Annotated in this window: 23 protein-coding genes; 6 read left to right on the top strand and 17 right to left on the bottom strand. The window is 69.2% G+C overall.

The features are described from left to right. Positions 1–518: 518 nt before the first annotated feature. On the bottom strand, positions 519–1604 hold the full coding sequence (locus D7V77_RS08650; protein WP_120575795.1) for an SGNH/GDSL hydrolase family protein: 1086 nt from the start codon (positions 1602–1604) through the stop codon (positions 519–521). Between the two features lie 227 nt (positions 1605–1831). On the opposite strand from D7V77_RS08650, the gene D7V77_RS08655 reads away from it, so the two are divergent. Then, complete coding sequence (locus D7V77_RS08655; protein ID WP_120575796.1) at positions 1832–3118, top strand: chloride channel protein; 1287 nt, start codon at positions 1832–1834, stop codon at positions 3116–3118. Between the two features lie 6 nt (positions 3119–3124). Here the strand turns inward: D7V77_RS08655 and D7V77_RS08660 are convergent, their stop codons facing one another. The 11 genes from D7V77_RS08660 to D7V77_RS08710 all read right to left on the bottom strand — a co-directional run bounded on the left by D7V77_RS08660 (position 3125) and on the right by D7V77_RS08710 (position 14593). Next, entirely contained in the window at positions 3125–3850 is a 726-nt protein-coding gene (locus D7V77_RS08660; RefSeq protein WP_120575797.1) for a carbonic anhydrase, read from the bottom strand. Positions 3851–3978: 128 nt separating this feature from the next. Beyond that, positions 3979–5268, bottom strand: coding sequence for a CapA family protein (locus D7V77_RS08665; protein WP_120575798.1), 1290 nt, complete (start codon positions 5266–5268; stop codon positions 3979–3981). Next, positions 5268–6026 (bottom strand): trans-aconitate 2-methyltransferase, encoded by a 759-nt coding sequence (locus D7V77_RS08670; protein ID WP_120575799.1) that lies wholly within the window; start codon positions 6024–6026, stop codon positions 5268–5270. Before D7V77_RS08670 ends, D7V77_RS08665 begins: the two co-directional genes overlap by 1 nt. A gap of 63 nt (positions 6027–6089) precedes the next feature. After that, positions 6090–7493: a hypothetical protein gene (locus tag D7V77_RS08675; RefSeq protein WP_120575800.1), complete on the bottom strand. Its 1404-nt coding sequence runs from the start codon at positions 7491–7493 to the stop codon at positions 6090–6092. A 107-nt stretch (positions 7494–7600) separates the two neighbouring features. Further along, entirely contained in the window at positions 7601–8374 is a 774-nt protein-coding gene (locus tag D7V77_RS08680) for a serine protease (RefSeq protein WP_158624362.1), read from the bottom strand. A gap of 55 nt (positions 8375–8429) precedes the next feature. Next, positions 8430–9074 (bottom strand): uracil phosphoribosyltransferase, encoded by a 645-nt coding sequence (upp, locus tag D7V77_RS08685; protein ID WP_120575802.1) that lies wholly within the window; start codon positions 9072–9074, stop codon positions 8430–8432. Between the two features lie 23 nt (positions 9075–9097). After that, complete coding sequence (locus D7V77_RS08690) at positions 9098–10306, bottom strand: URC4/urg3 family protein (protein WP_120575803.1); 1209 nt, start codon at positions 10304–10306, stop codon at positions 9098–9100. Next, a complete protein-coding gene (locus tag D7V77_RS08695) occupies positions 10299–11552 on the bottom strand; it encodes a GTP cyclohydrolase II (protein WP_120575804.1) in 1254 nt (417 codons plus the stop codon). Before D7V77_RS08695 ends, D7V77_RS08690 begins: the two co-directional genes overlap by 8 nt. Positions 11553–11622: 70 nt before the next feature. Continuing rightward, positions 11623–13107, bottom strand: a complete 1485-nt coding sequence (gene mmsA / locus D7V77_RS08700; RefSeq protein WP_120575830.1) for a CoA-acylating methylmalonate-semialdehyde dehydrogenase — start codon at positions 13105–13107, stop codon at positions 11623–11625. A 180-nt stretch (positions 13108–13287) separates the two neighbouring features. Beyond that, complete coding sequence (locus tag D7V77_RS08705) at positions 13288–13728, bottom strand: hypothetical protein (RefSeq protein ID WP_120575805.1); 441 nt, start codon at positions 13726–13728, stop codon at positions 13288–13290. Between the two features lie 211 nt (positions 13729–13939). After that, on the bottom strand, positions 13940–14593 hold the full coding sequence (locus D7V77_RS08710) for a hypothetical protein (RefSeq protein WP_120575806.1): 654 nt from the start codon (positions 14591–14593) through the stop codon (positions 13940–13942). A 285-nt stretch (positions 14594–14878) separates the two neighbouring features. Here D7V77_RS08710 and D7V77_RS08715 point away from each other — a divergent pair, with 285 nt between their 5' ends. From D7V77_RS08715 to D7V77_RS08725, 3 genes are all read left to right on the top strand, one after another. Continuing rightward, positions 14879–15595: a hypothetical protein gene (locus tag D7V77_RS08715; protein WP_120575807.1), complete on the top strand. Its 717-nt coding sequence runs from the start codon at positions 14879–14881 to the stop codon at positions 15593–15595. A 149-nt stretch (positions 15596–15744) separates the two neighbouring features. After that, positions 15745–17484, top strand: a complete 1740-nt coding sequence (locus D7V77_RS08720) for a PilZ domain-containing protein (RefSeq protein ID WP_120575808.1) — start codon at positions 15745–15747, stop codon at positions 17482–17484. Then, the gene (locus D7V77_RS08725) at positions 17481–18227 is read left to right on the top strand and encodes a hypothetical protein (RefSeq protein ID WP_120575809.1); all 747 of its coding nucleotides are present in this window, start codon (positions 17481–17483) and stop codon (positions 18225–18227) included. The genes D7V77_RS08720 and D7V77_RS08725 overlap by 4 nt, the downstream gene beginning before the upstream one ends. A 15-nt stretch (positions 18228–18242) precedes the next feature. On the opposite strand, the gene D7V77_RS08730 is transcribed toward D7V77_RS08725, so the two are convergent. From D7V77_RS08730 to D7V77_RS08745, 4 genes are all read right to left on the bottom strand, one after another. Continuing rightward, complete coding sequence (locus tag D7V77_RS08730) at positions 18243–19472, bottom strand: AAA family ATPase (RefSeq protein ID WP_120575810.1); 1230 nt, start codon at positions 19470–19472, stop codon at positions 18243–18245. A 179-nt stretch (positions 19473–19651) separates the two neighbouring features. Further along, complete coding sequence (locus D7V77_RS08735) at positions 19652–20176, bottom strand: GNAT family N-acetyltransferase (protein WP_120575811.1); 525 nt, start codon at positions 20174–20176, stop codon at positions 19652–19654. A 238-nt stretch (positions 20177–20414) separates the two neighbouring features. Then, complete coding sequence (locus D7V77_RS08740) at positions 20415–22358, bottom strand: DUF4091 domain-containing protein (protein WP_120575812.1); 1944 nt, start codon at positions 22356–22358, stop codon at positions 20415–20417. Between the two features lie 103 nt (positions 22359–22461). Continuing rightward, on the bottom strand, positions 22462–23706 hold the full coding sequence (locus tag D7V77_RS08745) for a phosphatidylserine/phosphatidylglycerophosphate/cardiolipin synthase family protein (RefSeq protein WP_120575813.1): 1245 nt from the start codon (positions 23704–23706) through the stop codon (positions 22462–22464). 211 nt (positions 23707–23917) lie between these two features. Here D7V77_RS08745 and D7V77_RS08750 point away from each other — a divergent pair, with 211 nt between their 5' ends. Further along, a complete protein-coding gene (locus tag D7V77_RS08750) occupies positions 23918–24805 on the top strand; it encodes a hypothetical protein (protein WP_120575814.1) in 888 nt (295 codons plus the stop codon). A gap of 166 nt (positions 24806–24971) precedes the next feature. Further along, positions 24972–25145 (top strand): hypothetical protein, encoded by a 174-nt coding sequence (locus D7V77_RS44240; RefSeq protein ID WP_167548584.1) that lies wholly within the window; start codon positions 24972–24974, stop codon positions 25143–25145. A gap of 86 nt (positions 25146–25231) precedes the next feature. Here the strand turns inward: D7V77_RS44240 and D7V77_RS08755 are convergent, their stop codons facing one another. Then, positions 25232–26458 carry an ABC transporter permease gene (locus D7V77_RS08755; RefSeq protein ID WP_120575815.1) on the bottom strand — a complete coding sequence of 409 codons (1227 nt, stop codon included), beginning with the start codon at positions 26456–26458 and terminating at the stop codon, positions 25232–25234. Positions 26459–26471: the final 13 nt, after the last annotated feature.

Genomic DNA, 26471 nt, shown 5'->3' on the forward strand with positions numbered 1-26471 from the left:
CTTCCCTGTCAACCGCTTGCTGTCAGCTTTCCTCACCGCTTTGCGTCCGTTGTGTTGCCTTCCGGACCGCTGCTTCTTCGGTGGGGCGCGGCTTCTATCTCTTCGCCGCGTTCGCTGTCAACTCGCTTGGTTGACTGCCCTATTTTCTTTTCGGTGCTGCTCTCTCCCCGAAGTGCCTTCCGCGCCAGTGCGCGGGCTTCGAGGTGAGGGGCGCGGCTTCTACCTCTTTGCCGCGTTCGGGATCAACAACCTTCGTCGATCCTTTTCTTCCCCCGCGCTGACCTTCCGAGGCCCAGGGGCCCGCCGGTCGTCGCGGAGGGGGGCACTCTCTAACGCTTCAGGCCGAAGACGTCAAACCTTCGTTTGAGCCGAACCTGATCATTGGCGCTCCGACGAATAGAGGCCTGAACGCCTGGCCGCTGACAGGGCTGCTGGCCGCTCCGTCGGTACGGACACGACAAGGCCCCCGACCCGGTGACAGGTCGGAGGCCCTTTCTCCCTACGGATGCCGCCTCAGCTCACGGCGTCGCGGGGTCGAACGTGGAGATGCTCCAGCCCATGCGCTCGTGGCCGAACTTGTTCCAGTCCGGGTTCTTGCCGTTGACGACCTGGGCGTCCGTGTAGGACGGCGCTCCGGAGCCGGAACCGGAGCCGGAGAAGATGTTCACGCTGATGGTGGAGCCCGTGTACGTGGGGTGCGTGTTGTCCGACTGGATGTAGTCGTAGCTGGTGCTGCTGTTCGCCAGGTGGCCGTTCGCGTCGCGCAGGGTGCTGCGCAGGGTGACGCTGATGCGCTGCACGTAGGCGTCCTCGGTCTCGCCGGCGCGGTACGCGATGGCCTCGGAGTCAATCTGGCCGTCGCCGTTGCGGTCGTAGTCCGACGCCATCATCTCCGCGAAGGCGTCCGAGCACTTGAAGCCGTACTTCGCCGCCAGGTTGCAGGCGCGCCAGTTGCTGCGCGCCAGCAGCGGCAGGAAGTACTGCTGCTTGTTCACCTTCTGGCCCGTCGTCGCGTCCGTGCAGGCCGTCAGCACGTTGTCCGCGTCGTAGCCGGGGTAATAGATGTTGGAGATGACCTTCACCTTGGCGGTGGTCGCGTACTGGTTGATGGTCTGCATGCCACGTTCCATGTACGTGGTGCAGGTCGCCAGCGCGTTCTGCAGGCCGCTGTAGTTACAGGTGCCGGTCTGGTCGGTGAACGCGCTGCGGGCCTGCAGGTAGTCGTTGCCGCACATCTCGAACATCACGACGCGCGTCTTGGCGTCCTGCATGTAGGAGCGCTCGGAGACGATCTTGTTGTTGTAGATGTCGTCCGCCTTCGCGCCGGACTTCGTGCGGCGGATGACCTCCACGTTGGCGCCCCACTTCTTCGCCGCGTACTCACCCTCCACCACCGGGGCCGCACGACGCCCCACGCTGGAGATTCCGCCGTTATAGCCGGCGAAGATGGAGTCGCCGTAGGCCACCACCCGGTACGTCTGCGACGCCGAGCGGTTGATGGTCCACGACGTGTTCTGGTTGATGGTGCTGGCCAGCGCGGTGCCACTGAGGGTGGTGGCGGCGAGGACGGCGGCGAGGGACAGCCCGCTGCGACGAACGGACATACCGGCTCCTGAAGAGGTAGGGGGTTCCCGCCCCGGCAATGGGGAGAGGCCGCGCACGGTACACGGCTTTGATTCAGGAATCACTCCGCAGACCGGAATTAACTCCGCACTATGTATTCCATGTTGAACATGAATTCCGCCACGATGCGTCAGAGTGGTGCTGTCGCGCGCCCTTCTCTGACGCGGCGCTTCCGGTTGACGCGTTGTTTCACGACTGGAGTGCGGCCATGAACATCTCCGGGAGCGCCCGAGCACTGGGCCAGTGGCTGCTGTTGGGCGCCATCGTGGGGGGAGTGTGCGGCGTGGCGTCCGCGGTGTTCCTGGCGCTGCTCGAGGAGGCCACGGAGTTCCGGCTGGCGCATGAGTCGCTGGTGTACGCGCTGCCCGTGGCGGGACTCGTCCTGGGCTCGGTGTACGGCCGGTGGGGCGCGTCCATCCGGGGCGGCAACAACCTGGTGCTGGACACGGTGCACGCGGGCGACGCGGTGATTCCCCTGCGCATGGCGCCCATGGTGCTGCTGGGCACGGTGCTCACGCACCTGTTCGGCGGGAGTGCGGGACGCGAGGGCACCGCCGTGCAGATGGGGGCGAGCCTGGCGGACCAGATTGCCTGGCGCTTCCGCGTGGCTCCGGAGACCCGGCGCGAGCTGCTGGCGGCGGGCATCGCGGGCGGCTTCGGTTCGGTGTTCGGCACTCCGCTGGCGGGCACGGTGTTCGGACTGGAGGTCGTGTGCGTGGGCCGGCTGGGCTACGAGGCGCTCCTGCCCGCTCTCACGGCCGCCGTCGTGGGCGACCTGGTGACTCGAGGGCTGGGCATCCATCACACCGCGTACCCGGTGCCTCAGGCGCTGGCGCTGACGTTGCCCGTGCTGGGCAAGTGGCTGGTGTTCGCGGTGGGCATCGCGGGCGTGGCGGTGGCCTTCATCGAGGGCACGCATGGATTGAAGCGGGTCCTGGAGCGCCGTGTGCCGTGGCTTCCCGTGCGCATGGCCCTGGGCGGCCTGGGGGTGGTGGGGCTCTGGAAGCTCGCGGGCACCAGCGACTACCTGGGCCTGGGCGTGCCCGGCATCCTTCGCGCGTTCGAGGATGTGTCGCTGCCTTGGGGGACGTTCGCCTGGAAGCTCGTGTTCACGGTGGTGACGCTGGGCGCGGGTTTCCTGGGCGGGGAGGTGACTCCGCTGTTCTTCATTGGCGCGGCGCTGGGCAATGTCCTCGCTCGGCTGTTGGGACTTCCCGTGGACCTGGGCGCGGCGGTGGGCATGGCGGCGCTGTTCGCGGCGGCCGCCAATACGCCGCTTGCGCTGTCGCTGATGGCGGTGGAGCTGGTGGGCGCCTCCGTGCTGCCTCACGTGGCCATCGTCGCCACGGTGGCGTACCTGCTCACGGGCCACCGGGGCATCTATCCGTCGCAGCGCATCGCCCGGAAGAAGCTGGGCGGGCCTCTGCTGGACCGTATCGTCGCGTTGCGCGACCTGCACGCGGCGCCCCGGAAGGAATCCGAGGCGCCTCGCTGACGGTCGCTACTTGGAGGGGACGAGCCCCTCCGTGTGCCAGAACTCCACGTGCCCGGTGTCCAGCGAGTAGATGGCGGAGACGACCGCGAGCTCGCCCGCGTCGACCTTGGCCTTGAGGAGCTGGGAGCGCTCGGTGAGCTGGCGGGTGACGGCGTCCACGTTCGCGTGCGAGGCCTTCACCACCTTGGGGTCGTGCTTGTCCGCGTCCGTGAGGTGGGCGTCGATGAGGTTGCTCTTCACGGCGGAGACGAGCGCGTCGAGGTTGGGCGAGCCGGTGCTCTGGCCGTCCGGAATGGCGAGACCCGCCTTCACGGCGCCGCAGGACTCGTGGCCCATGATGACGATGAGGCGCACGCCCAGGTTGGCGACGCCGTACTCGATGCTGGCGACGACGAGGGGCTCCAGCTCGTTGCCGGCCTCGCGCACGACGAAGAGCTCACCCAGGCCCTGGTCGAAGACGAGCTCCGGGGGCACTCGCGAGTCGCTGCAGGTGACGACGATGGCGTGCGGGTGCTGCTCGTTGGCCAGCGCGTGGCGCACCGCGAGGGTCTGCGCGGGGTGGCGTGCCACGCCCTTGGTGAAGCGCAGGTTGCCCTGCTCCAGCCGGTGGAAGGTGACCGGCGGCGCTTCGGGCTTCACGGCGGGGTGGGCTGGATGCGGGTCCTCGGCGAGCGCGGGCATGGCGAGGCCCAGCAGCGCGATGGCCGCAGCGGTGCGAAGAAGAGGAATCATGGAGTGTGACCTGGGGTGGGGTGTACGCCAGGACGCGAGTCCAAGCGCCCCTCAGGGGTAACAGGGCGGCGGACCGGAAACCATGGACTCCACGACACTCCGCCGTCGCACGTCCTCCTACCTGAGGTTCAGGGCACGGTCTGAGCCGCCAGCCCCACGGCTCTGTCGTCCCTCCGCCTCAGCTCCGGGGTGGCTACCCGGAACTCCGCGGGCAGCATCCTCAGGATGCGTTCGCGGCGGTATCGGGCGCTTGCCAGGCGCTGCTCCAGGGCGGCCTTCTCGGCTCGGGCTGTCTTGTCGGGCGTCGCGGTGCGCTGGGTCAGTGCGGCCAACCTTCGTGATACCTCTTCAATCTCGCGGTCGATGAGTACCGGTTGGATGTTCCGCTTCGCTTTCGCCTTGCGGCCCTGGGCGTTGTTTTCAATCCAGACCGGCAACACTGAAACATCCGCCAGGGACACCGGGGCTCCGGGCTCCGCCCTGGTCACTCCGACTCGCAGGAGCAGTGTGTCTCTCTTGTCTCCGTCCTTGCCCAGCTGCCCCTTCACGTGACGGTAGAAGCGCGCCTGGTTCGCCACCAGGTTGCCCAATGAGTAGGCGATGAAACCCCGGCGCCCGGACTTCGTCGTGTACGCCTCCAATGGCTGCAACACGTGCGGATGGTGGCCGATGACCGCGAAGGCTCCTGCTTCCAGGAAGGACTGCCCAAGGGCCCTGTCCAACGGGTGCGGCGTGTCCGTGTACTCGCGCCCCCAGTGCCCCATCACGAAGAGCGCGTCACACTTCGCTGCCGCTGCTCGCACCCGCTCCAGTGCTTCCTCCGGTTTCAGCCCCCTTCTCGAGGCGTGCTCCGGGTAGGGCAACAGCGCCACGTGCGGCGCGTCCGATTCCTTCGGGTTGCTGAAGCCGTTCAGGCTCCTCGTGAAGGAGAGGAAGCCCAGCTTGAGGCCTCGCACCTCCATGAACACCGGCTCCCAGGCCGCGTCTCTTGTCGTCCCCGTTCCCGTGTGGCGCAGTCCCGCTGCGTCCAGGTGTCGCAGCGTCTCCACCAGGCCTTCCACATGCTGATCCCTTGCGTGGTTGTTGCCCGTGGACACCACCTTCACTCCGGCGTTCACCAGGGCCTGCACCATGGATGGGGGCGCGTTGAAGACCAGCTCCTTCGTGAAGGCCTTGGTGTTGGCCGTGACCGGCGTCTCCAGGTTCACCACGCCCACGTCCGCTGTTCGCAGCACGTCCGACAGTGGGCCGAAGACGTGGTCCCAACCTTCGTGGTTTCCACTGCCCGCGTGGGCCTTCGCCACCGACTTCACCTCGCCGTGCGGAATCACGTCTCCGCCAAAGACGAGCTCCACTCGCGCGGGCGCGGCCATCCCCCACAGCGGGATGAACACCAGCAAGGCCCCCCACCCTCGCATCAGTCCTGCTCCCGCACCCCGATGAAGACTTCCCGGTTCCAGGGGTCCCTGCGTGTCGTCGCGGGACAGCCGGCCTCTCGCATCCATTCGAGCCAGTCTTCACGCCGGAACAGACCGAAGCGGTGGCGCTCCTGCGACATGCTCACCGTTCCGTCCGCTTCGCGCAGCAGATAGGCGAACGCGGTCTCGAAGGTCTCGTCGTCCGGATCCGGATCCCAGGTCCACATGAGATAGCGCATTCCTCGCCCGTCCGGCCCGTCGTGGCCTCCGGACTCGGTGAGGGGTTCGAAGGTCTCACGCACGCAGTCCGGCAACAGCACCACCCGGCCTCCCGGGCGGCAGTGCGCAGCAGCCGTATGGACCGTGGCTCGCGCGTCCTCGCGATCCACCGCGTACATGATGGCGTCGTGCACCATCACCCGGTCGAACGTGCGTCCCAGCCGCAGCGAGCGCATGTCCCCCACGCGGTGCTCGCACTCCGGATTCACCTTGCGGCTCACCGCCACCATCTCCGCCGAGCGGTCCGTCAGCGTCAGCGTGAAGTGCTTCTTCATGTGGAAGGCCAGGCTTCCTCCGCCCGACCCCAACTCCAGCATCGTGCGCGCCGGGCCCTCCTCCGGATGCAACATGGGGAGCAGGTCCTCCGCCTCCTCGCCATACTCCTCCGGTGGCGAGAACAACGGCCACCAGCCGGCAAGGTCGGTGTAGAGCTGTGGCTCCTCCACGGGAGGCGGGAGCACGGTGCGCAACGACGCCATGGATGACTTCCTCGGAGATGGGGCACCGTTCTACCGCCCGGACAACCCGTGCGTCCATGAGGCCTAACGGACCTGGATGGCGTCCGCGACCACGTAGGTCCCCGCCGTCACCCACCGGCTCAGCTGGACCTTGTTCCACCCCGCCGGGAAGCTCCACGTGCCGAGCGTGTTCCACCTTGCGCCGTTGACCGTCTGGTTCACCTTCACGTTCGCCAGCTGCGTGCCGGATGCGTTCGTGACGATGAAGGGCGCGACCGTGGAGCGGTCGCTCGCCGCCGTCCACCACGCGTCCACCGTCTTCGTTCCCGCCGCGGCCATGTAGAACCAGAACGTCGCAGGCTCCGACACCGCTGCTCCCGGGGACACCAGGTAGCTGGTGCCGTAGTAGCCCGCCACGTTCGTGGAGGACGCCCAGCTGGTGCCCGTGAGCTGGATGTAGCCCTTGGACTGGTCGTTGTTCGCGTTGTTGCTGTCGATGACCAGCCCCGTCGACGAACCTCCGCCGGACGTCCACAGGTACGTCACGTCCACCCAGTCGTTGTTCGACATCCCCAGGTCCAACCAGAACGTCCCGTCCGCGAGGTCGATGCCCGCGGGGTTCGCCGGCCGGCGACCGAACTGGTCCAACCCGCCGTTGAAGTTGTCCTGGTATGCCGCCTGCGCCTCCGGCTTGCCCTGCGGCAGCGTCTTCCACATCTCGCGCACGCTGGACGGGTTCCAGTAGTCGTCCTTCGTGTTCCACGGGCCCACGTCCCAGACGGACGTCGTCGCGCACTTCGCCGTCTTCGAATAACAGACGCGCACCTGGTATTCGGAGCCTCCGTTCGACGCGAGCCCTCGCCGCGACGGCAGCGCCACGAAGCGGTCGTTGGTCTTGATGACGTGGCCGTTCGCCGTCGTGCCGCCCACCAGGCCCTCGCGGGTGGCGTAGACGCGGTAGGTCAGCGGCGCGAGCGTCTGTAGCCCCTCATCCGTGCCTCCTTCGCGCCAGCCCTCCAGGCCCACCTCCTGGACCACCGGCCCGCGGCCTCGCTCGTCCGCGATGAGCGCGAGGCGCACCTGCACCTCCGTGCCCGAGCGGGGCAGGCGCACGGCTTCGTCTCCCGTGGCGGTGCGCCATTCGCTCCAGGCTCCTCCGGGGGTTCTCACTCGCACGTCCACTTCGACGCCCTGCCCCAGGCCTACCGACGCCTGGACCTGGGGACGGAAGGTGTCCACGGGCTGCTCGAGCGTGCGCGCCGGGAACTCGAAGAGGCCCGTGAGCCGGCTCAGGCCCTCGGGACGGCGCATCACGGCGTTGGGTTCGTAGAGCAGCCCGTCTCGCGTGCCCACGAGCTCCGACGTGCCTGCTCCGGCGGAAAGATTCTCCGTCCAATGCTGCGTGCCGGGCTCCGCCGCCTCCACTCCTTCCGCGAAGACCGCGCCCAACATCACCGCCATCAGGGTGGACCGCCACGACGCGCGCATGCCTGGACTCCCGGGAAATGGACAAAAACGTTTAGACCGTTCAACGTTTAAATCCGTCTTTCCCAGTTCTCAAGAGCCAAGGCGTGAAACCGTCGTGGCTCGGTGCATCACGTCCCGTTGATGACGGAGCGGATCCATGGCGTGTACGTGGCCACGTTGGTGAACAGGGAGAACGTGTTGCACTGGTTGGAGCCGAACCCGCTCACAATCCCATACAACTTCCCGTTGAAGGCCAGGGGTCCGCCGTCATCCTTCGTGCAGACGTTGGCGGTGGCGCTCGGCGCCGTGCACAGCACCGCGCCGTTGACGTAGTCGCTTCCCACCATGTCTCGGCAGGTGGCCGTGGAGGTGATGCTCAGGCTCACTCGCTTGAGCGCATCGGAGGTGGGCGCGGTCTGGGTGCGGCCCCAGCCGCTCGCGACGTACGGCGCACCCAGGGGCGCGGGCGCATCCGGCAGCGTCAGCGTCCGCACCGCCGGTGAGAGATTGAAGGGCTGGGCGAGTTGGAGGAGCGCGACGTCGTGGACCGACCCGTCGTAGGACGGGTGCATCACCTTGCGCGACACCGCTCGGTACTGCTCGTCCGCCTCCACCGAGCCCAGCCGCAGGTCTCCCGCGTAGATGCGCATGGAGGCGGGGGTGACGCCCTCGACGCAGTGGGCGGCCGTCACCACCCAGCCGGCCCGGAGGAGCGTGCCTCCGCAGGTGAATGCGCCCGTCACGTGGAGGCGCACCTGGTGGGGCAGCTCGTACCGGGCAGCGAGGCTTCCGCCGATGAGCTCCTGGGTCTGGACGCCGGGGACAGCTACCTCATCCAGCTCTCCACCACAGGCGAGGAACCCCAATGCCATCAACGCGGACGCGAAACGGGATGTCTTCATGCGGTGAGACATGAAGGATTCATGCCTCACCGTCAATCCAGCAAATCGCGACTAGTCAGTCCACCGACTTCGTGCCGAAGAGGCGGTCTCCCGCGTCGCCCAGGCCGGGCAGGATGTAGCCGTGCGAGTCCAGCTTCTCGTCGATGGCGGCGGTGAAGACTCGCACGTCGGGGTGGTGCTCGCGCAGGTTCGTCAGGCCCTCCGGACACGCGAGCAGACACACGAAACGCAATGAGCCCGGGCGGCTTCGCTTCACTCGCTGGAGCGCCGCCACCGCGGAGTTGCCTGTCGCGAGCATCGGGTCGCAGACGATGACGTCGCGGTCCTCCAGGTTGGCGGGCACACGGTAGTAGTACTCCACCGCGCTCAGGGACTCCGGGTCGCGGTACAGGCCGATGTGGCCTACTCGCGCGGAGGGGACCAGTTGGAGCAGGCCGTCCAGGATGCCCTGCCCCGCTCTCAGGATGGGCACCAGCACCAGCTTCTTGCCGTCCAGCGCCCAGCCCGTGGTGCGCGCCATGGGCGTTTCAATCTCCTCCTCGCGCAGCTTCAGGTCTCGCAGCGCCTCGTACCCGAGCATGAGGGAGATCTCCTCCAGCAGCGCCCGGAAGGACGCCGTGCTCGTATCCGTCCTGCGCATCACCGTCAGCTTGTGCTTCACCAGCGGGTGATCCACCACCGTGCAGTTCGGGAAGTCCATGTGTCGCCGTCCTTGTATGGGTTTCAGAACACCGTGCCGTCACTGCGGATGCGGATGGGCGGCACGCCTCCCGGGCGCAGCTCCGCCGCCACCCGGCGCCCCGCCGTCCAGGTGCCGCCCTGGAGCACCTTGGCCAGAGGCAACTCCTCCGCGCTCAATTCCAGACGCCCTCGCACCAGCGCGGCCACCCGGTCCAGCAGCGCCACCGTCAGCGCCCTCCACTCCACGATGGGCGGGTCACCCGGGCCGTAGACCTCCGTCGTCAGGCGCGGGTCCTGCGGCACCAGCACACCCAGGTCCACGAAGAGGCCTCCGTTGCGGTACTCCGGCAGGCCGGTGAGCGCGTCCAGCTCCGTCACCGTCACGCCTGCTTCCGCCAGCGGCTCCACCAGCGAGTACGCCAGCCACTGGGACAACTTGTGGAAGGGCACCAGCGCGTCCGCGCTTCCTGGCGGCCCGAGCGCCGGATGCGGCCACACGTCCCCCAGGTTCACTCCGTCCACCGTCGTGCGACCCGGCCAGATGGGGCCCAGCACCTCCAGCAGCGTGCCCAGCACCTCCGCCGCTCGCACGCTGCGGCGATGCGCGGCCAGCATGTCGAACAGCGACCCCGGCCTGGGCAGCACTCGCGACAGCGCCTGCATGAGGTGCAAGCGGCCTTCCACTCCCAGGAGCGGATTGGACTCCGACACCTGGAAGCCTCGCTCCAATTGCTCGCGCGTCATGCGGCCCAGGGCCTCCGCGTCCGCTCGCAGCGGCCGGTCCGGATCCGACGAGAAGCCGCCCGCCATGAACATGCGCAGCGACGCCACCGCCAGTCCCTCCGAGCGCACGTAGGACGCGCCTCCGGGTTCCTGGTAGCGCCACGCGGGTCCGCTGCCCGCGTCCAGCAGCACGCTCACCACGCCCAGGTCCACCTTCGCCCTGGCTCGTTCCTCCGGCGGCAGCGGGGCCAGCTTCGCCTCCAGTTGCGCGAGCCTGGGCACTCCTCCCGCGTCGAAGTGCCTCCAGCGGCTGTGCACCGGGATGTCCAGCCGGGGGTACGCCTCGTGCGTCACCGCCAGCACCCGGTCCACCACCGTGGGCAACCGGGACGGCTCCACCCGGAAGTACTCCAGCCGGCCGGCGAGCCCCAGGTCCAACACCTGGTGACAGCGCTCGCGGATGGCCGCCGGGCTGCGCAGCCACGCCACCGTCGGGGACACCTCCTGCACCCGGATCGCGTCAAGCATCGAGGTCCCGTCCCTTCACCTGCGCCAGCTCCCCCGCGTCCGCCACCGGCCCTCGCGTGAAGTAGCCCGCGGCCTTCTTCGCCTCCATCTCCACCTTCGCGTCGGCGGGGATGAGTCCATCTGGGATGGGTACCCGCTCGAGAATCTCGATGCCCGAGCGCACGATGGCGTCGTGCTTCATGTCGCTCATGGAGATGAAGCGGTGGATGCGCGTGATGCCCAGCCAGTGCAGCACGTCCGGCATCAGCTCCTGGAAGCGCATGTCCTGCACGCCCGCCACGCACTCCGTGCGGTGGAAGTACGTGGCCGCGGAGTCTCCGCCCTCCTGGCGCTTGCGTGCGTTGTAGACGAGGAACTTGGTCACCTCGCCCAGCGCGCGGCCCTCCTTGCGGTGGTAGACGATGAGCCCCACCCCGCCCTGCTGCGCCATCCGCACGCACTCCTCGATGCCGTGCACCAGGTAGGGCCGGCAGGTGCAGATGTCGCTGCCGAAGACGTCCGAGCCGTTGCACTCGTCATGCACCCGCGCCGCCAGCGGCACGTTCCGGTCCGCGAGCGAGGTGATGTCTCCAAACACATACAGCGATAGACCGCCGATGGGCGGCAGGAAGACGTGCAGGTCCGGGCGGGTGATGAGCTCCGGGTACATGCCTCCGGTGTGCTCGAAGAGGCCTCGGCGCAGCGCGCCCTCCGTGAGACCGAAGCGTTCGGCGATGCCGGGCAGGTACCAGACGGGCTCCACCGCGGCCTTCACGACCTTCACGTCACCGTTGGCAGCGACGAGGTCGCCGTCCACCTTGAGGCGCCCGGCGGCCATGGCCTCGCGCACCTCCGGCATGTTGATGTGGGCCCGGGTGACGGCGATGGTGGGCCGGTAGTCCACGCCCTGCTCGGCGTAGGCCCGGAACACCTGCGATGCCACCGCGCCCCAGGGGTCCAGCGACACGATGCGCTTGGGGTCGCTCCACCCCGGATGCGGGCCCACCTGCGCCGCCGGCGAGGTGTTGGTCAGGTCCGCCTTGTGGTCCTGCGGCAGCTTGCCCGCGGATACCGCCAGCGCCCGGTAGATGGAGTACGCACCCGAGTGCGTGCCGATGACGTTTCGGCTCGCGGGGTCGGAGAGCGTGGCCACCACCGGGCCCCGGCGCAGCGGCTCCGACTCGCCCCAGCGCAGGGGGACTCCGGGCGCCTGCCCGTCGGGATGGGACGTAAGACGGATGTGATTGACGGGCTTCTTGTCAGCCATGGGTGCACCCTCCTTGGGGGGCGCGGGAGAGGAATGATGTCTGGGAATGGAAAGACGCCGACGCTCGGCGTCAGCTCATCCACGAGCCGTCGGTGCGCGCGGACCACTTGCGCGTCACCTTCTTGAGCTGGCTCCAGAAGTCGAGGCTCGACGGTCCCGTGATGTCCCCGTGGCCGAACTTCGACTCGCCCGTGCCTCCGAAGGAGAAGGGCTCGCGCGGTACCGGCACGCCCACGTTCACGCCCACCATGCCGGCCCTGGCGCCCTCCACCACCGACTGCGCCACCGCGCCGTTGGTGGTGAAGATGGACGCCGCGTTGCCATAGGGCGACGCGTTCTCCACCGCGAGCGCCGCTGACAACGTGGGCACCCTCACGATGGACAGCACCGGGCCGAACAGCTCACGCCGCGCGGCCTCCATGTCCGGGCGCACGTTGTCCAACACCGTGGGCCCCAGCCAGTGGCCGTTCGCGTAGGCCTCACCCGCGGGCCGCTTGCCTCGCCCGTCCAGGAGCACTCGCGCCCCGTCCGCCTGGGCCTTGGCGATGGCCGTCTCCAGCCGATCCACCGCGCCCCGGTCGATGACCGCTCCCATGCCCGGGCCGACCTCCAGACGCGAGGCTCGCCGGAGGATGTCGTCCACCAGCGGCTGCACGTCCCCCACCGCGAGCATCACGCTGGCCGCCATGCAGCGCTGGCCCGCGCAGCCGGTGAACGAGTCCACCACCGCCTGCGGCGTGAGCTCCGGGTCCGCGTCCGGCACGACGATGAGGTGGTTCTTCGCGCCGCCCAGCGCCAGCACGCGCTTGCCGTGGCGGCTGCCCTCCACGTAGACGTGCCGCGCGACCGGGGACGAGCCCACGAAGGCCAGGGCCTTCACATCCGGGTGCTCCAGCAGCGCGTCCACCGCGGGCTTCGCGCCGTGCACCACGGAGAAGACGCCCGGCGGATAGCCGGCCTCCACCATCAGCTCACCCATGGCGGTCGCGGTGAGCGGCACCTTCTCCGACGGCTTGAGGATGAAGGCGTTGCCCACCGTGACGGCGATGGGGAACAGCCACAGGGGCACCATCGCTGGGAAGTTGAACGGCGTGATGCCGGCGACGACGCCCAGGGGCTCGCGGCGGTATTCGCAGGTGACGCCTCGGCTCACCTCCAGGTGCGCGCCGCTGTCCAGGTTCTGGAGCGACAGGGCGAAATCACAGACCTCCATGCCCTTGAGCAGGCCCGCGCGGCCCTCCGCCACCGTCTTGCCGGATTCGCTCGCGGCCAAGTGCGCGAGCCTTTCCACGTGCGTCTCCAGTAGCGTGCGGAAGCGTTGCAGGAATTGGGTGCGCTCGCGCAGCGGGGTGACGCGCCAGCCTTGCGCGGCGGCCTTCGCGGCCTCCACGGCCTGGGCAACACCCGAGGCGGTCGTCAGCGGCACCCGGCCGATGAGCGCGCCGGTATAGGGACTGCGAACATCCTGCGCGGACGCTCCGGACGGAGAGACCCACTCTCCGCCCACGAGGTTGCGACAAGAGACCACGCTCTCGGGTAACCGAACAAAGGACACGCGCACCCCCCCGGTGTTGCGTGACAAATGGGCGGCAAGGATAGACGCAAAGCCGGAAGCCAGGGCAAGGCGGGGCGCGTCACCGTGTCATTGCTTGATCGGAAGCAATGGATCTCCCCATGTTGCTCTGTCGCAAACCCGACCGATGCACGGGTGCGCGAACGTGCGCGCCGCGCCTCGTCAGGCCTGGGAGAGCATCCGCTGGTGCCGCTCCGACAGCGCGGAGGTGTCCGTGAGGGTGCGCAGCTCCGCGATGGCGGTGGCGTCCTCGGTGTCCGGGTTGAGGCCGAGCGAGATGGCCTCCAGGTACAGCTCCAGCGACAGCAGGAAGCGCGAGTCGGCGGTGAGGGGGTCTCCCTGCTCGCGCATCAACTCGCCGTCCTCGCGCACCAGCTTCGCGAGCATGCGCGCGCGCGAGGCGGTGCCGAGCAGGCGCGAGGTGGACTCGGCGTCCGCGAGGATGAGCGCGCCGTACTCCATGCCCAGCACGGTGAGGGCGGTGTCGCGGATGTGGTTGCGTGCGTCCCCATACCGCTTCTCCTTCCGGGCCTTGAGGATGCTGGCGATGGCGGCGGCGAACTGCTCGGCGGCGCGCTCGATGAAGTCCTTGCGGAGGGACATGGGTCCCGCAAGGTAAGCCCGACCCGGGGCATCCGCACGTTTCCCACCGTGGGGGCACTCTTCTGTCACATGAAACCCAGGAGGTTTCTTGGCTTCAGTGCCTTGGCGTGAGGGGGGGAGTGTCCGGTGGACGCACTCCCTTTGCCCGGGAAGCGCGGCGGCACCTGTGTAGCGCGTGCCGCCGCCCATCACCCATCCAGGGCCCGCGGCCTCAGTCCGCGATGGACCACGAGTCCGCGCAGGGCTCGATGTCCGACGGGTTGTAGATGCTCGCCAGCGTCGGCGTCATGTTGCCCGAGGAGGGGATCTGCGCCACCAGGTCATCCCCGATGAAGAAGCCCACCACGTAGCTCTCCATCTGGGAGCAGACCCCCATCTGGAAGACCGGCGCGGCGTTCGGCTGCACATCGAAGGCCTCCAGGTAGACGACGCCCGACAGGCCGACCCGCTTGTAGAAGACGACGATGTCGAACCAGTCCGCCGAGGTGAGGTTGCGCACCGTCACCGTATAGATGTCCTCCAGCAACGCCCCGGACGAGGACGGCGTCCCCCCAGCCAGGATGGACAACGGACGGGCCGTCACGGGACGGAGCGCGAGCAGCGCCCGGGCCTCCGCCGTGCCCGGAAGCGTCCCATCGAACTGGGACACCAGCCGCAACAACCCTACGTCCACGGGGTCCTGGGCCCTCAGGGTCACGGAGACGAGCCCCTCCGCCTGGATGCGAGCGAGCAGCGCCTGGGCACGCGCCGCCATCCCCTCCTTCCGCGACGACGTCCCACTCCCGGACTCCGGCCCCTCCGCGAGGACAGTCGTGGAACCCAGCAGCATGCACATCGAGGCAACGACGGTCAGCAACCGCTTCATTGGCAATCCCTCCCACTTGTCAGTGATTCCCAACCTCCACCAAATGGGCTCAAAGCTTTTCAATATCTTTCCTGAATTTACCATCTGCGTATGGATTTTCGATTGAGGCCGGAAAGGCATTCCGGGAGCCGGCGCGGCGCCTGGGGGCACATCTGACAGGCTTCTGGGGCGCACCCTGACAAACTGTCGCGGTCCCAGGCGGGGAGGCACCCCATCCGCGAGGAATCCCAGTGGGTTCCAGACGGCATAGCGATTGCTAATCTTTCACCCAAAAGGAGTCAGGCCATGCCCCTGTCCATGATGAAGTCTGGGATTCGCGCCGCCATGCTGCTGTCTGTCTGCATTGCTGGAAGGACTGCCTGGAGCGAGGAGGTCCAGCTCACCGTCCAGGACGTGCCCCAGCCGCTCGCCGCCGCGGTGAAGCAGTTGGAGACCCGCGAGGGGTGGGGCATCACCTATGAGGAGCCGCCCGACAGGCCCGCGCCGAAGGGCTCCATCACCCTGACCTATGCCGTCACGGACGCCACCCGGACGGATGCCAAACTCCAGGAGGAGGTCCTCACGCGGCTGCTCGCGCAGCAGGCCGGGAAGGAGGCCCCGCGCTTCCGGTTGGTGCAGGCGGGAGGACTCTGGCACGTCACGCCCGAGCAGGGCTCTCCACTGGAGACGCCCCTCACCCTGCCCCGCCAGGAGCGCTCCCTGGGAGAGATCCTCCGGCTCCTCTGCGCGGAGGTCTCGAAGCAGAGCGGGACGCAGGTCGAGCTGGGGAGCACGGCCGGGCTTCCGTTGGAGAGCCGGGTCACCCTGGAAGCCGTGACCCGGGAGCCCGCGCGGGCCGTGCTGGCGCGGCTGCTGAACACCCCTCCCCGGCGTGCGGCGTGGACCCTGAAGACGCAGGGCCCGGAGCGGAAGTTCATCCTTTCTCCTCACCGGATCTTCCGTCTCACGGGCGGCACGCCGACGACCGCCGGGAGCGCGCCGGGGCCGGCTCCATCGAAGTGACCCACCCGTGACCTTCGGATGAGGAGGGCTTCCGGCGGGATTGAACGACCAGACCCAAGGTCCGGTTGCGTATCCCGTTCAAGCGCGGATCCACGGGAGCCCCGGAGGATTCGCGCGCCCCCCGACGTCACTCATCTGGAGAGTCCACCGTGGGAGCGCCTTTCGCTCGCGCACAGCTGCGTCCGTTGTCCGAGGCACCGGTCCTGGAATGGGGGATCCGGTGGGACGTCACCGACTCCGAGCGCATCCGCATCATCCTCGCCACCGCCGCCGCGATGGGCTCGTCCGCCCTGCTGCGACGGGGAGACATGGCGTCGCCGCTGCGGCTGGAGACGCTGGAGCTGGAAGGCGGAGTCCTCCACTGGTCCGGGCTGACGGTGGATCCGGGCGCGGACGCGTGGGAGGTGGAGGTGTTTGGCCATGGCTGCGTCTACCGGATGCTCCTGTCCGGTGAGCCGGCGGAGCAGGGGACGTGGGTGACGCCGCTGCCTCGTCAGTTGATCCAGGTGCGCCGCCGGGCGCATCGGCGTGCTCCCGCGCCTCCGGACCTGAGCGTGCGCCTGCCGCTGCCAGGGTGGCTGGGCCGGGAGCGCGACGCGGTGGATGTGTCCCTGCACGGAATGGCGCTGCGGATGGGCGCTGGGGAACGTCTTTCGCCGGGCCGGGTGCTCCAGCCCATCGAGCTGCGCACTGCGGCGGGTGAGGTCCTGTCGCTGCGCGGGGAGGTGCGCCATGTGTCGGACCGCGCCGATGGGGAGCTCCTGTGCGGGCTCCTGGTGACGCCTTTGACTGTCGAGGACTCGGAGCGCTGGCAGGCGCTGGTGGCTCGGGCCCTTCATCCGACGACGTGTACCGATGGCGCGCGGGTGGAGGAGCAGTGGCGGCTGTTCATCGACTCCGGCTACTTCAATCTGGCGGGCAGGTCCGCGGAGGACTTCGAGTCGCGGCGGCGGAGCTTCATCGAGCTGGGACGCCAGGCCGGCTCGATGGGCTCCGTCCTCACCGAGGTGGTGTGGCCTTCCGAGCGCGGCTTGGAAGCGACGCTCTCCGTGATGAAGCCCTACCGCTCCGTGTGGATGGTGCACCAGCTGGCGCGGCGCCAGGACGCCACGCGGTTCGAGCGCCTCAAGGGCCAGATGCTGCGCGAGCTGTACGTGCACTGCGTGGAGCACGCGCAACGGGACAACGGGTTCCGGTGGTTCGCGGCGTACATCGAGTCGACCGTGCCCTTCACGTACCGCTCGCACGTGGGCTTCGCGGACCGCATGGCGGCGACGGGGCGGACGCTGATGCTGCCGATGCGAATGATTGACGTCGAGTGTGGCCATCCCCCTGCCCCGCCGTCGACGGGTCTGGAGCTGGGGCCCGCGACGGAGGCGGAGCGGCGGCTGCTCGTGGAGCGGATCGCCCTCACCCGCCCTGCCTGCTACGCCGAGGCGTTGGACCTGCGCCTGGAGACGCTGGACCTGCGGGACGTGACTCGGGCCTGGCAGGCGGTGGGCCTGGAGCGCGAGCGGCACCTGCTGGTCGCTCGTGAGGGCGCGAAGCCGGTGGCGGTGGCCGTCCTGGAGTCGGGGCCGCCCGGTACCAATCCCTTCGGGCTGCTGGACTCCGTGCGGGTGTTCGCGCTGTCGCCTCGTGCACGGCAGGCCTATCCGGCGCTGATGGATGGGGCTCGCCGCTGGTTCGCGGACCGGGGCCGCGACGGATTCACCTTCCTGGCTGAAGAGGCTGGTGACGTGGAGGCCTCGGGTCTGCACGACACCGCTCCCAACGCGAAGCCCTACCTGTGGCTCATCCCCGCCGACCTCGCTCCCGAGTTCCTGGAGCACATCCACGAGCAGACGGCCCCCCGTCCGCTCTCCCACCCCCAGGAGGAGCTGTCATGAGCCTCATCCAGACGCAGTACCTGCCGCACGCCATGGAAACCCGCGCCCGCCTGGAGACGGACGCTGTCGTGCGCACGCTCCTGTCGCCGGACATCACTCCGGACCTGATGGCGCGCTTCCTCATCGAGTGGTCCGCCCGGGGCGCGTACATGACCGAGCCCGTGGACGGATGGATCCGCAGCGCCGGTGAGCGCTGCATCGCGCTGGGCCAGGAGAAGGTGGGCCGGCAGCTCATCACCCACGCGAAGCACGAGGCCGGCCATCACCTGATGACCCTCCAGGACGCTCGCGTGCTGACGGCGCAGTGGAACGCGAGCCACTCGCAGAAGCTGGACGCGGATGCACTGGTCGCCCAGGCGCCCACGGCCGCGATGCGCGAGTACCGGCAGGTGCATGACGAGGCCATCACCGGCGACCTGCCGCTGGGGCAGGCGGCCATCGAGTACGAGGTGGGTTACCTGGCGGTGGTGCTGGTGCCTCGCATCCTGGCGCGCGTGCGCGAGGTGATGGGACAGGGGACCCTGGACATGCTCACCTTCCTGCGCGAGCACGCGGAGGTGGACGTGGGCCACACCGCGCTCAACGAGCGGATGATGGAGGGGATGCTGAGCACCCATCCCGAGGAAGGCCGGCGGCTGGCGGCGTTCGGTTCGCGCGGGCTGGACTGCTACCTGCGCTTCCTGGACGACTGCATGGAGGCGGCGCGCCGGAGCGTGGGCGGCGTCACCGCGGCGGCGGCCTGACGTCTTGCCAGAGGGTCACGGAGCCGCGTGGCTCCGTGACTTCCAGTACTCGCGCTGCGCGGGCACGGAGACGAGCTGCCGCTCCGGATAGCGCAGCGCGGTCAGCTTCCCTCCGAACACACAGCCCGTGTCCACGCAGAGGGTGTTGTTCACCCATTCGGATTCCGTCACAGGGGTGTGGCCGTACACGACCGTCGCCGGTCCCCGGTAGTCCCGGGCCCAGTCGGCTCGCACCGGCAGGCCGTAGGCATCCGCCTCGCCGGTGGTCTCTCCGTAGAGGGCGAAGTCGCGCACCTCCGGGGTGTCCCGGCCGTGCATGGACTCCTTCAGGCCCGCGTGCGCCACCACGAGGTGACCGTCATCCAGGACGTAGTGTGGCGAGCGGGCTTCGATGAAGTCTGCGACCGCATGGGAGAATCCGGGCGGCTCACGTTCCAGCTGCTCCAGCGTCATCGCGAGCCCGCGCGCCACGCGCACGTCCTTGCCACGCAGCTTCTTGAGCAACTTGATTTCGTGATTGCCCGGCGCGCACAGCGCGGTGCCCGCCTCGACCATTCCCATCACCAGGCGCAACACGTCCGTCACGCCCGGCCCTCGGTCCACCAGGTCGCCCAGGAACACGACCTTGCGCCCGTGGGGCGTACTCACGTCGAAGCCGGGGCTGCCGTCCGCTCGCGGCGCGACCGTGTAGCCCAGCTCTGTCAGCAGGGCCTTCAGCTCGTCGAAGCATCCGTGGATGTCTCCGATGATGTCGAAGGGGCCGTGCTCGTCCTGGCGGTGGCACGGCAGGGGGCGGTGCTCGAAGGCCACCGCGCCCGCCGTCTCCGGCGTGAGCACGTGCACGTGCCGGATGCCTTCCTTCGTCAGCCCCTTCAGCGCGTTCTGCAGCTGCTGCACCTGGTTGCGCAGGGCTCGGGGACTGGCGTGCGACCCGGAGCGCGTGCGGTTGCGCTCCAGACAGAGCGTCTCCGGCGTGTCCATGGCCACCGCGACCAGGGCGACGTGGTGCTCGCGCGCCAGGGTCACGTAGTGACGACGTGACTCGGCGCTGAGCGGGACGCCGTCGATGACGGTGAGCGTGCCCTTCGCGAGCCTTCGCGCCACCTCGTCGTGGAGCTTCGTTTCATTGCCCGTGCCGGGCAGCACGTCCTCGGGGAGGAAGTGCGCGTTCGCGAGGGTGGACTTGCCGGAGCCGGATGGGCCCAGGAGCAGCACGAGCGACTGCTCGGGAACAGGAATCATCATGATGGGAACACCGGGGTGGGGGTCGGCGTACCGACCGGCGCCCCTTCCGGGGCAGGGCGCACGCCACGACTCCGGCGCGCGATCCCTTCCGGTGCCCGGGTCACGCGAGCGTTCGCGGACCCTCCGGCGTCAGACGGGATGCGCAATCCACGGATGAACGCGTTCCCGCCTGACATGCGTTACTTCAGGGGCAACAGGTACGCTTCCAGGAACACGTCCGGACGGCGGTCCATGTCGCCCTCCGGCGTACGCTGGTAGCCCCGGCGCTGGTACATGCGCGCGACGCCCAACGCACCCTGGCGGACGTGGAGGGAGATGGCGTCCAAGCCCCAGCGCTTCGCGAGGACTTCCGCCTCCGCCAGCAGCGGCTGGGCCAAGCCCTGGCCGTGGTAGCGCACCGACGTGGCCAGGGCGCGCAGGTCCGCTGTGCGGGGCAACCAGGCTTCGGTGCCGGGCGCGCCGGGCGGATACAGGGCCACCGTGCCCGCGACCTCTCCGTCCACTTCCGCCACCATGATGGTGCACACCTTGCGCTTGGAGGCGACGTCGCGCAGGAACGCCTTGCGCTCCTCGGAGTAGACGACCTCCGGCAGCTTCTTCGCGTACTGCGTGACGTAGGCCTCCACCAACAGGTCGCCAATTGCCTTGTCGTCCTCGGGCCGCGCCTCGCGGATGACGGCTCGCTTCACCACGTCCGTGCTCATGCGCCGCCCTCTAGCATGACGCCCCGGAGCCCGCGCGGCGCTTCCGGGCAGGCAGCCAGCGTTGTACCTCCCCCGTCCGACACGGGCCCGACCTGGCTACCAGGACCGGGGGTCCGGGACGCGGCGCTCCAAAACCTGTCCGACTGTCGGACAAGTTCGTGCCGTGTGCCTCCGGACAGGGAGGGCCCCGTCCTGGCGCGCTGCGGCAGGCGCACGTGGGGGCGTGCTCCGCGTGCGCCTATTTCCTCCGGGCGGGCACGGTCACGCGAGCGTGACGACGACGCATGCCGCCGAGTGCCCAGGCCGCGAACAACAGGCCTCCCGCGGCCGCCGCCGTTCCGCCTCCGCCCGTGGTGCACCCTCCCTCCTGTGCGTCATCGACCGCGTCCGGCGTCACATCGGAAGATGAGCCGGGCGCTCCCTGCGAGGGGCCTCCCGCGGCTTCGTCCGGCATGGGCTCCGTGCCTCCGTCCGTCGGCTGCTGCGTTCCCGCGTCCGGCGTTTGGGTCGCGGTCAGTTCCTCGTAACGCTGGATGAGCTTCAGCCTCGCTGCGTCGAACGCGGCGCCGTCGTCCGTCACTCGCGATGCGGCCGGAATCAGGTCCCTGGCCACCTTGCGCGCGAAGTCCGGGTCTCCCGCGTCACTCACCGCCTTGAGCCACTCGTAATCCTGCATGCCCTGGCGGATGAGCTTGAGCCGCAGCGATGCCACCGGCACGTCCGTCTTGCCACCGATGGCCTGTGGCGTACCCGGGTAGAAGAGCGTCCCGTCCCCGTTGCCGTTGAAGCGGTACTGGTCCGTCCATGCCGTGGAGAGCATGCCCACCGACTGGTAGTAGAGCTCGCCCGTCGCGCCCTCCAGGAACGTCACCCACTCCATCGCGCGCGCCTTCGCCGCAGACCGGTCCAGCATGTACGACGGCCAGCCCGCGCCCGGCTTGTTCTCCGGCGCGTTGGTCCCATACGCACAGCCGTGGCTCATGCAGCTCTGATACATCCACAACGCTGTTCCCGGACGCTCCAGGAAGTTCGTGTACGTGCCCCGCTGGTCGCCCCGGAAGTTCGCGTCCGTGCCGTCCAGGTGGTTCACCAGAGGCACCGCCGTGTCCACCGCGTCTTCCAGGCCGTTGGCCTTCAGCTCGCGCGAGTTCGTCGTCAGCACCGTGCGCAGCCCGGGCGCAGCCTGACGCACCAACTCTCCCATCGCGTGTACCTGCGCGAAGGGCGTGCCGTAGGGCGGCTCGTCCCCCAACTGCACGTAGGCCCGGTCCAGCCAGCCCTTCTGCTTCATGTGTGCCGTGAAGTCCTTCAGGTTCGCCGCGTCGAGCGGACCCACGTACTCCAGGCTCGTCATCCTCGCGCCCTGCAACCGCGTTGGCGCCGTGCCGTCCAAGTAAGGGCCCCACGTCGCGTCGAAGGTGCTCCACTCCGGCGGCCACGGCTTGCGCGGGAAGAGACTGGAGAGCGTGAAGCGGTGCTCCAACGCCATCCGCTGATAGCGCGTGAGCAGCGGCTGCAACTCCTCCGGCGTGCAGTCCTCGCGGCCCGTGTGCGCGCGACACACGTGCGGCGGCCAGAGCAGGAACGCCGAGGACAGCGAGGACGTGCTCGGCAATGCCGCGTCCACCACCGTCAGCCTCGCCGTCACCTGCCGCTGGAAGCCTCCGTCCGCCTCCACCGTCACCGTGCCCCTGTAGTCCCCGGGCGGCGCGTCCTTCGGCACGTGCACGTCCACCCAGATGGCCCGTGCCTCCTTCGCGGGCACGTCGAAGGGGAAGGCGCTTCGCGTCTCACCGGCGATCTCGTCCGTGTCCGGCACCAGCCCGTCCGGCCACGCACCCACGGACTCTCCCGCCACCGACGCCTGCTTCGTCGTGACGAGCGCCTCGCGATACAGCGTCACGTCCGGCCCCGTCAGCGTCGTGGAGCCCGGGCCCTCCAGTGCGGGCAGCTTCGCGCGCACGCCCTTCAGCCCCGTGTCTCCGCCTTGCAGCGCGACCTGGAAGGAGACGAACTCGTTGCGCGCGGCGGTGAGCCGCACCTCGGTGGCGCTCCGGGCGGCGGTCCCCGGCCGCACCTTCACCATCATCCCCTCGCCCCACACGGCCGGCCCGGCCGCGTACACCGGCAGGGCCACGGTCAGCGACAACAGGGCGGCACGGAACGGTCGAATCGAAGGCATGAAGAGACCAACGCGACCCGGCCCCGCCAGCCTTCCCGCCCCGGATGTTCCTTGTCAGCCGGACAGGCAGACGGCCGGGGGCTCTACGCCTCGGATGGTGGGCTCAGAGGAAGTCGCCGATGAACCACGGCAACTGCTCGCTCAGCCTCTGAAGCAGGCCTCGCCGCTTCCAGCCGTGCCAGTGGACCTCCGCCGAGTGCTTGAGGTCCGCCTCGAAGGACTTCGCCAACTCCTCCGCCAGCACCGGGCCCTCCACCATCACCGAGCCCTCGTCGGTGTGGCTGAGCGCCAGCGGATCCAGGTTGGTGGAGCCCACGATGCTCAGCGTGTCGTCCGCGACCAGCGTCTTGGAATGCATCATCGAGATCTCGTACTCGTAGATGCGCACCCCGGCCTCCAGGAGCCTCGCGTAGGACGCCCGCTGCGCGTTGAGCACGGGCCTCACGTCGTGGTAGCGGCCCGGCACCAGCACCCGCACGTCCACGCCCTCGCGCGCCTTGAGGATGAGCATGTCGCTGATGGCTTCCGACGGGATGAAGTACGAGTTGGCGATCCACAGCCGGTGCTTCGCGGACGCGATGGACAGCAGCCACATCTTCGTGGCTTCCGACAGGAAGCGGTGCCCGGTGCTGGCGACGAAGAGGGCCCGCGCGTTGCCCGCGGGCGCGAGCTCCGGGAAGGACTCCGGGGGCAGGAAGGCGCCGCCGGACTCCTGCCAGTTCTGCGCGAAGGCGAGCTGCATGCCTCGCACGACGGGGCCCCGCACCCGCACGTTGGTGTCTCGCCAGGTCTCCGCCGCGTCGCCGTTGCCCAGCCAGCTGCGCCAGATGCCGAAGCCGCCTGTCAACGCGACCTCGCCGTCGCGGATGACCATCTTGCGGTGCATGCGCGCGCGGATCCTCACCGCGTCCAGGGACGTCACCGCGCCCTGATAGGGACGGTAGATGCGCACGTCGCAGCCCGCGTCCGCGAGCACCGGGGCCACGACCTCGAAGTTCACGCTGCCCAGCGGATCCACGATGACCCGGCACTGCACTCCAGGGGCCCGCTCTCGCAGCGCGATGAGCAACCGGTCCGACGGGATGCCCGGACGCCAGATGTAGCTGGCGATGTGGATGCTGGAGCGCGCGGCGCGGATCTCCTCCTCGATGACGTCGAAGACCCGGCCGTTCTGCACCAACTCCACGCCGTTGCCGGGCTCCATCGGGATGCCCAGCGTCTGCTCGATGGCGAGCTCCCTCTCCGCCGGGTCCTCCGGCAGCGCGCGCAGGCGCAGGTCCTGTCGGTGGTTCGGGTAGGGACACCCCGCGGTGAGCAGGGCGAGCAGGATGGGCCAGACCAGCCGCACGGTCCGGAAGCTAGGGCAGCCCCCGCCCTTCCGCATCCGCAGTGTGTCTCCGAGTGGCGGAAGCGTGTGGATGGACACGAACACCGTCCACCCGCCGACGCTTGAGCCCCATGGCACGAGAGGCCGGTGGTGCCGGACGCGCCGCGTGCGCACTGCTGGGTGCTCACGGCGAACACTCAGGGAGGACGGACACGGAATGGGGCGACAGGGGATGGCACCCGCGTACAGAGCGCTCCTGTGGATGGGCCTGCTGGGGGCACCGGCCGCGTCCGCCTCGGTGTGGATGCAGGACGTGCCACCCGCGGGAGATGTTTCATCCGCGCCTCGGGATGAGCAGCCGCCCACGACGGACTCGCCCGCGCCACAGGCTGGCGACGTCCTCGCGCCTCGCGATGGACCGCGCGAAGCGGAGGCGCCCGCGTCATCCGCTTCGCCCTCGGACCGGCCTCCGTCCTCCGAGCCCGAACCTCCGCCCCCTCCGCTGAGGCCCACCGTCCTGGATGCGCCGTTCCTGGACGCGGATCCTCCGCCTCCCGCCGTGCCTCCTCGCCAGCTGCGTCCGTTCATTCCGCATGGCGAGCCCGACACGGAGGCACCTTTGTCCGCCGGCACCTGGGTCGCGCATGGCGGTGTCACGCTGCTGCCCCTGGGCACCGTCTGGGCCGCGACCCGCGTGGGCGGTGACACGCGCCTGGGCGCCTCCGCCGCGGAGGCCGCCGCGGGCACCGTGCTCGCGTCGCTTCCGGGACGCTTCCTCTTCGTTCATCCCTCCTATCCGCAAGGACGGTGGATGGAGCTGGAGGTGGGCGCGTTCGGCGCGGCGATGGTCGTCACTCCTCCCATCGCGGCGCTCGGCACCTGGGGCATGGGCGAGATCGCTTTCGGCGACAGCCAGGATCGCGGCCACGCGTACCTGGGCGCGCTCGGCGGCGCGACCGTGGGAATGCTCCTGGGCATCGCCGCGCATGAAGGCCTGCGCCACCTGGCCGGCTCCAGCGAACGGCTGGACTTCCTGCGCCAGTACCTCGCGTTCTCGCTCATCGGCAGCGGCGCGACGGTGGGCTATCAGTGGAGTCGCACCCCCACTCCCAGGCGTTGACGCATTGTTTCGCCGCATCGGTGTTTCAAATTTCTTCCCGCGTGCGGCGCCTTGGCACCCCGCCCTCCGCGCGTGCGCGCGTGCCTGCAATCTCGCCAGTGGCGTTGTCAGCCCCGGTCCCTAGAGTGCTCCGTGCAGCGCCAACACATCGCAGGGAGACGACACCATGCAGGCTCGCAAGCACGTCCGTCGCATCGCCTTCGTCCTCGCCGCCGCCGCCACCGTGATGGGCCTGGGCATCGCCGCCACGCCGTCCTCCGCCGACGCGCAGGACTGCACGCCCCAGTGTTTCAAGAACCCCATCTCCGGGCAGATCACCTGTACGTACCCCTGCCCGTAGTCCCGGGCCGGCCACGACCGTGATGAAAAAAGGCCCCACCCGCTTCATGCCGGGCCGGGGCCTTCTTCCTGCGCGAAGTGCGCGTGCTACTCCGAGCGCATCGCCTCCACGGGGTCCAGCTTCGCCGCGCGCGCCGCCGGGTAGATGCCGAACGCCAGCCCCACCCCGCAGCTCATCACCAGCGACACCACCACGGACCACATGGGGACCTCCGTGGGCAGGTTGATCATCCACCGCGCCAGGTGCGCCAGGCCCACGCCCAGTGCCACGCCCACCGCGCCGCCCACCAGCGACAGCACCACCGCCTCCAGCGCGAACTGCGCGAGGATGCGGTAGCGCTTGGCCCCCAGCGCCTTGCGGATGCCAATCTCCCGCGTCCGCTCCGTCACGGCGACCAGCATGATGTTCAGGATGCCGATGCCTCCCACCAGCAGCGACAGGATGCACACGCCGAAGCTGGCCGCGGACACCGCCGCGGAGAGGCTGTTGAACATCTGCGTGGCGCTCGCATTGTTGTAGAGGAAGAAGTCGTCCGCGTCGGTCGGCTTGAGCCCGTGGCGGCGGCGCATGAGCAGCGTCACTTCATCCTGGGCCCGCTGGAGCACCTCCGGGGACTGCGCCTGGATGCTGATGCGGAAGTCGCGCACGCCGAACATGCCCGCGAACGTGGACAGGGGAATCATGGCCTGGTTGTCCTGGCTGCCGCCGCCCAGGAACCCGCCCCGGCGCTTGAGCGTGCCCACCACCTGGAAGGTGCGGCCCAGGAGGCGGAACTCGCGGTTCAGGGGGTCCAGGCCGGGCCACAGCGTGTCCGCCAGGTCCTGGCCAATCACCGCCACGCGCCGGCCGTCCACGAACTCCGCGTCCGTGAAGGGCCGCCCGGTGGAGAGGCTCACCGAGTTGGTGTTGAAGTACTCCGCAGTGCCGGCCCAGACGTTCACGTTGGGACGCGACTCGCGGTCGGCGGTGGAGGCCTTCTGGCCGCCCTTGGAGTCCTCGCCGGCCGCCTGCGCGATGGAGGGCTGCGTGCGGATGGCGTCCAGGTCCGCGTAGGTGAAGCGCGGCCGGCGCGCGAGCTCCGCGATGGACAGCTCACCCTGGCCGAAGGGCAGCCGCTGCACCTGGAAGCAGTCGCTGCCCAGGTCCGACATCTGTTCGTTCACCTGGTTCCGGAGGCCCTCGATGAGGGCCATCATGGACACCACCGTGGTGACGCCGATGACGATGCCCAGCAGCGTGAGGAAGGAGCGCAGGGGGTTGGAGCGGAACGTGCCGAACGCCAGCCGCACCGTGTCCCAGAAAGCCATCCACATGGTCAGGTCTCCC

The organism is Corallococcus sp. CA041A (genome assembly GCF_003612075.1).
Taxonomy (GTDB): domain Bacteria; phylum Myxococcota; class Myxococcia; order Myxococcales; family Myxococcaceae; genus Corallococcus; species Corallococcus exiguus.

Coding starts and splice junctions, on each gene's coding strand:
- D7V77_RS08650 (WP_120575795.1), bottom strand. CDS start 1,604: ATGTCCGTTCGTCGCAGCGGGCTGTCCCTCGCCGCCGTCCTCGCCGCC.
- D7V77_RS08655 (WP_120575796.1), top strand. CDS start 1,832: ATGAACATCTCCGGGAGCGCCCGAGCACTGGGCCAGTGGCTGCTGTTG.
- D7V77_RS08660 (WP_120575797.1), bottom strand. CDS start 3,850: ATGATTCCTCTTCTTCGCACCGCTGCGGCCATCGCGCTGCTGGGCCTC.
- D7V77_RS08665 (WP_120575798.1), bottom strand. CDS start 5,268: ATGCGAGGGTGGGGGGCCTTGCTGGTGTTCATCCCGCTGTGGGGGATG.
- D7V77_RS08670 (WP_120575799.1), bottom strand. CDS start 6,026: ATGGCGTCGTTGCGCACCGTGCTCCCGCCTCCCGTGGAGGAGCCACAG.
- D7V77_RS08675 (WP_120575800.1), bottom strand. CDS start 7,493: ATGCGCGCGTCGTGGCGGTCCACCCTGATGGCGGTGATGTTGGGCGCG.
- D7V77_RS08680 (WP_158624362.1), bottom strand. CDS start 8,374: ATGAAGACATCCCGTTTCGCGTCCGCGTTGATGGCATTGGGGTTCCTC.
- upp (WP_120575802.1), bottom strand. CDS start 9,074: ATGGACTTCCCGAACTGCACGGTGGTGGATCACCCGCTGGTGAAGCAC.
- D7V77_RS08690 (WP_120575803.1), bottom strand. CDS start 10,306: ATGCTTGACGCGATCCGGGTGCAGGAGGTGTCCCCGACGGTGGCGTGG.
- D7V77_RS08695 (WP_120575804.1), bottom strand. CDS start 11,552: ATGGCTGACAAGAAGCCCGTCAATCACATCCGTCTTACGTCCCATCCC.
- D7V77_RS08705 (WP_120575805.1), bottom strand. CDS start 13,728: ATGTCCCTCCGCAAGGACTTCATCGAGCGCGCCGCCGAGCAGTTCGCC.
- D7V77_RS08710 (WP_120575806.1), bottom strand. CDS start 14,593: ATGAAGCGGTTGCTGACCGTCGTTGCCTCGATGTGCATGCTGCTGGGT.
- D7V77_RS08715 (WP_120575807.1), top strand. CDS start 14,879: ATGCCCCTGTCCATGATGAAGTCTGGGATTCGCGCCGCCATGCTGCTG.
- D7V77_RS08725 (WP_120575809.1), top strand. CDS start 17,481: ATGAGCCTCATCCAGACGCAGTACCTGCCGCACGCCATGGAAACCCGC.
- D7V77_RS08730 (WP_120575810.1), bottom strand. CDS start 19,472: ATGATGATTCCTGTTCCCGAGCAGTCGCTCGTGCTGCTCCTGGGCCCA.
- D7V77_RS08735 (WP_120575811.1), bottom strand. CDS start 20,176: ATGAGCACGGACGTGGTGAAGCGAGCCGTCATCCGCGAGGCGCGGCCC.
- D7V77_RS08740 (WP_120575812.1), bottom strand. CDS start 22,358: ATGCCTTCGATTCGACCGTTCCGTGCCGCCCTGTTGTCGCTGACCGTG.
- D7V77_RS08750 (WP_120575814.1), top strand. CDS start 23,918: ATGGCACCCGCGTACAGAGCGCTCCTGTGGATGGGCCTGCTGGGGGCA.
- D7V77_RS44240 (WP_167548584.1), top strand. CDS start 24,972: ATGCAGGCTCGCAAGCACGTCCGTCGCATCGCCTTCGTCCTCGCCGCC.
- D7V77_RS08755 (WP_120575815.1), bottom strand. CDS start 26,458: ATGTGGATGGCTTTCTGGGACACGGTGCGGCTGGCGTTCGGCACGTTC.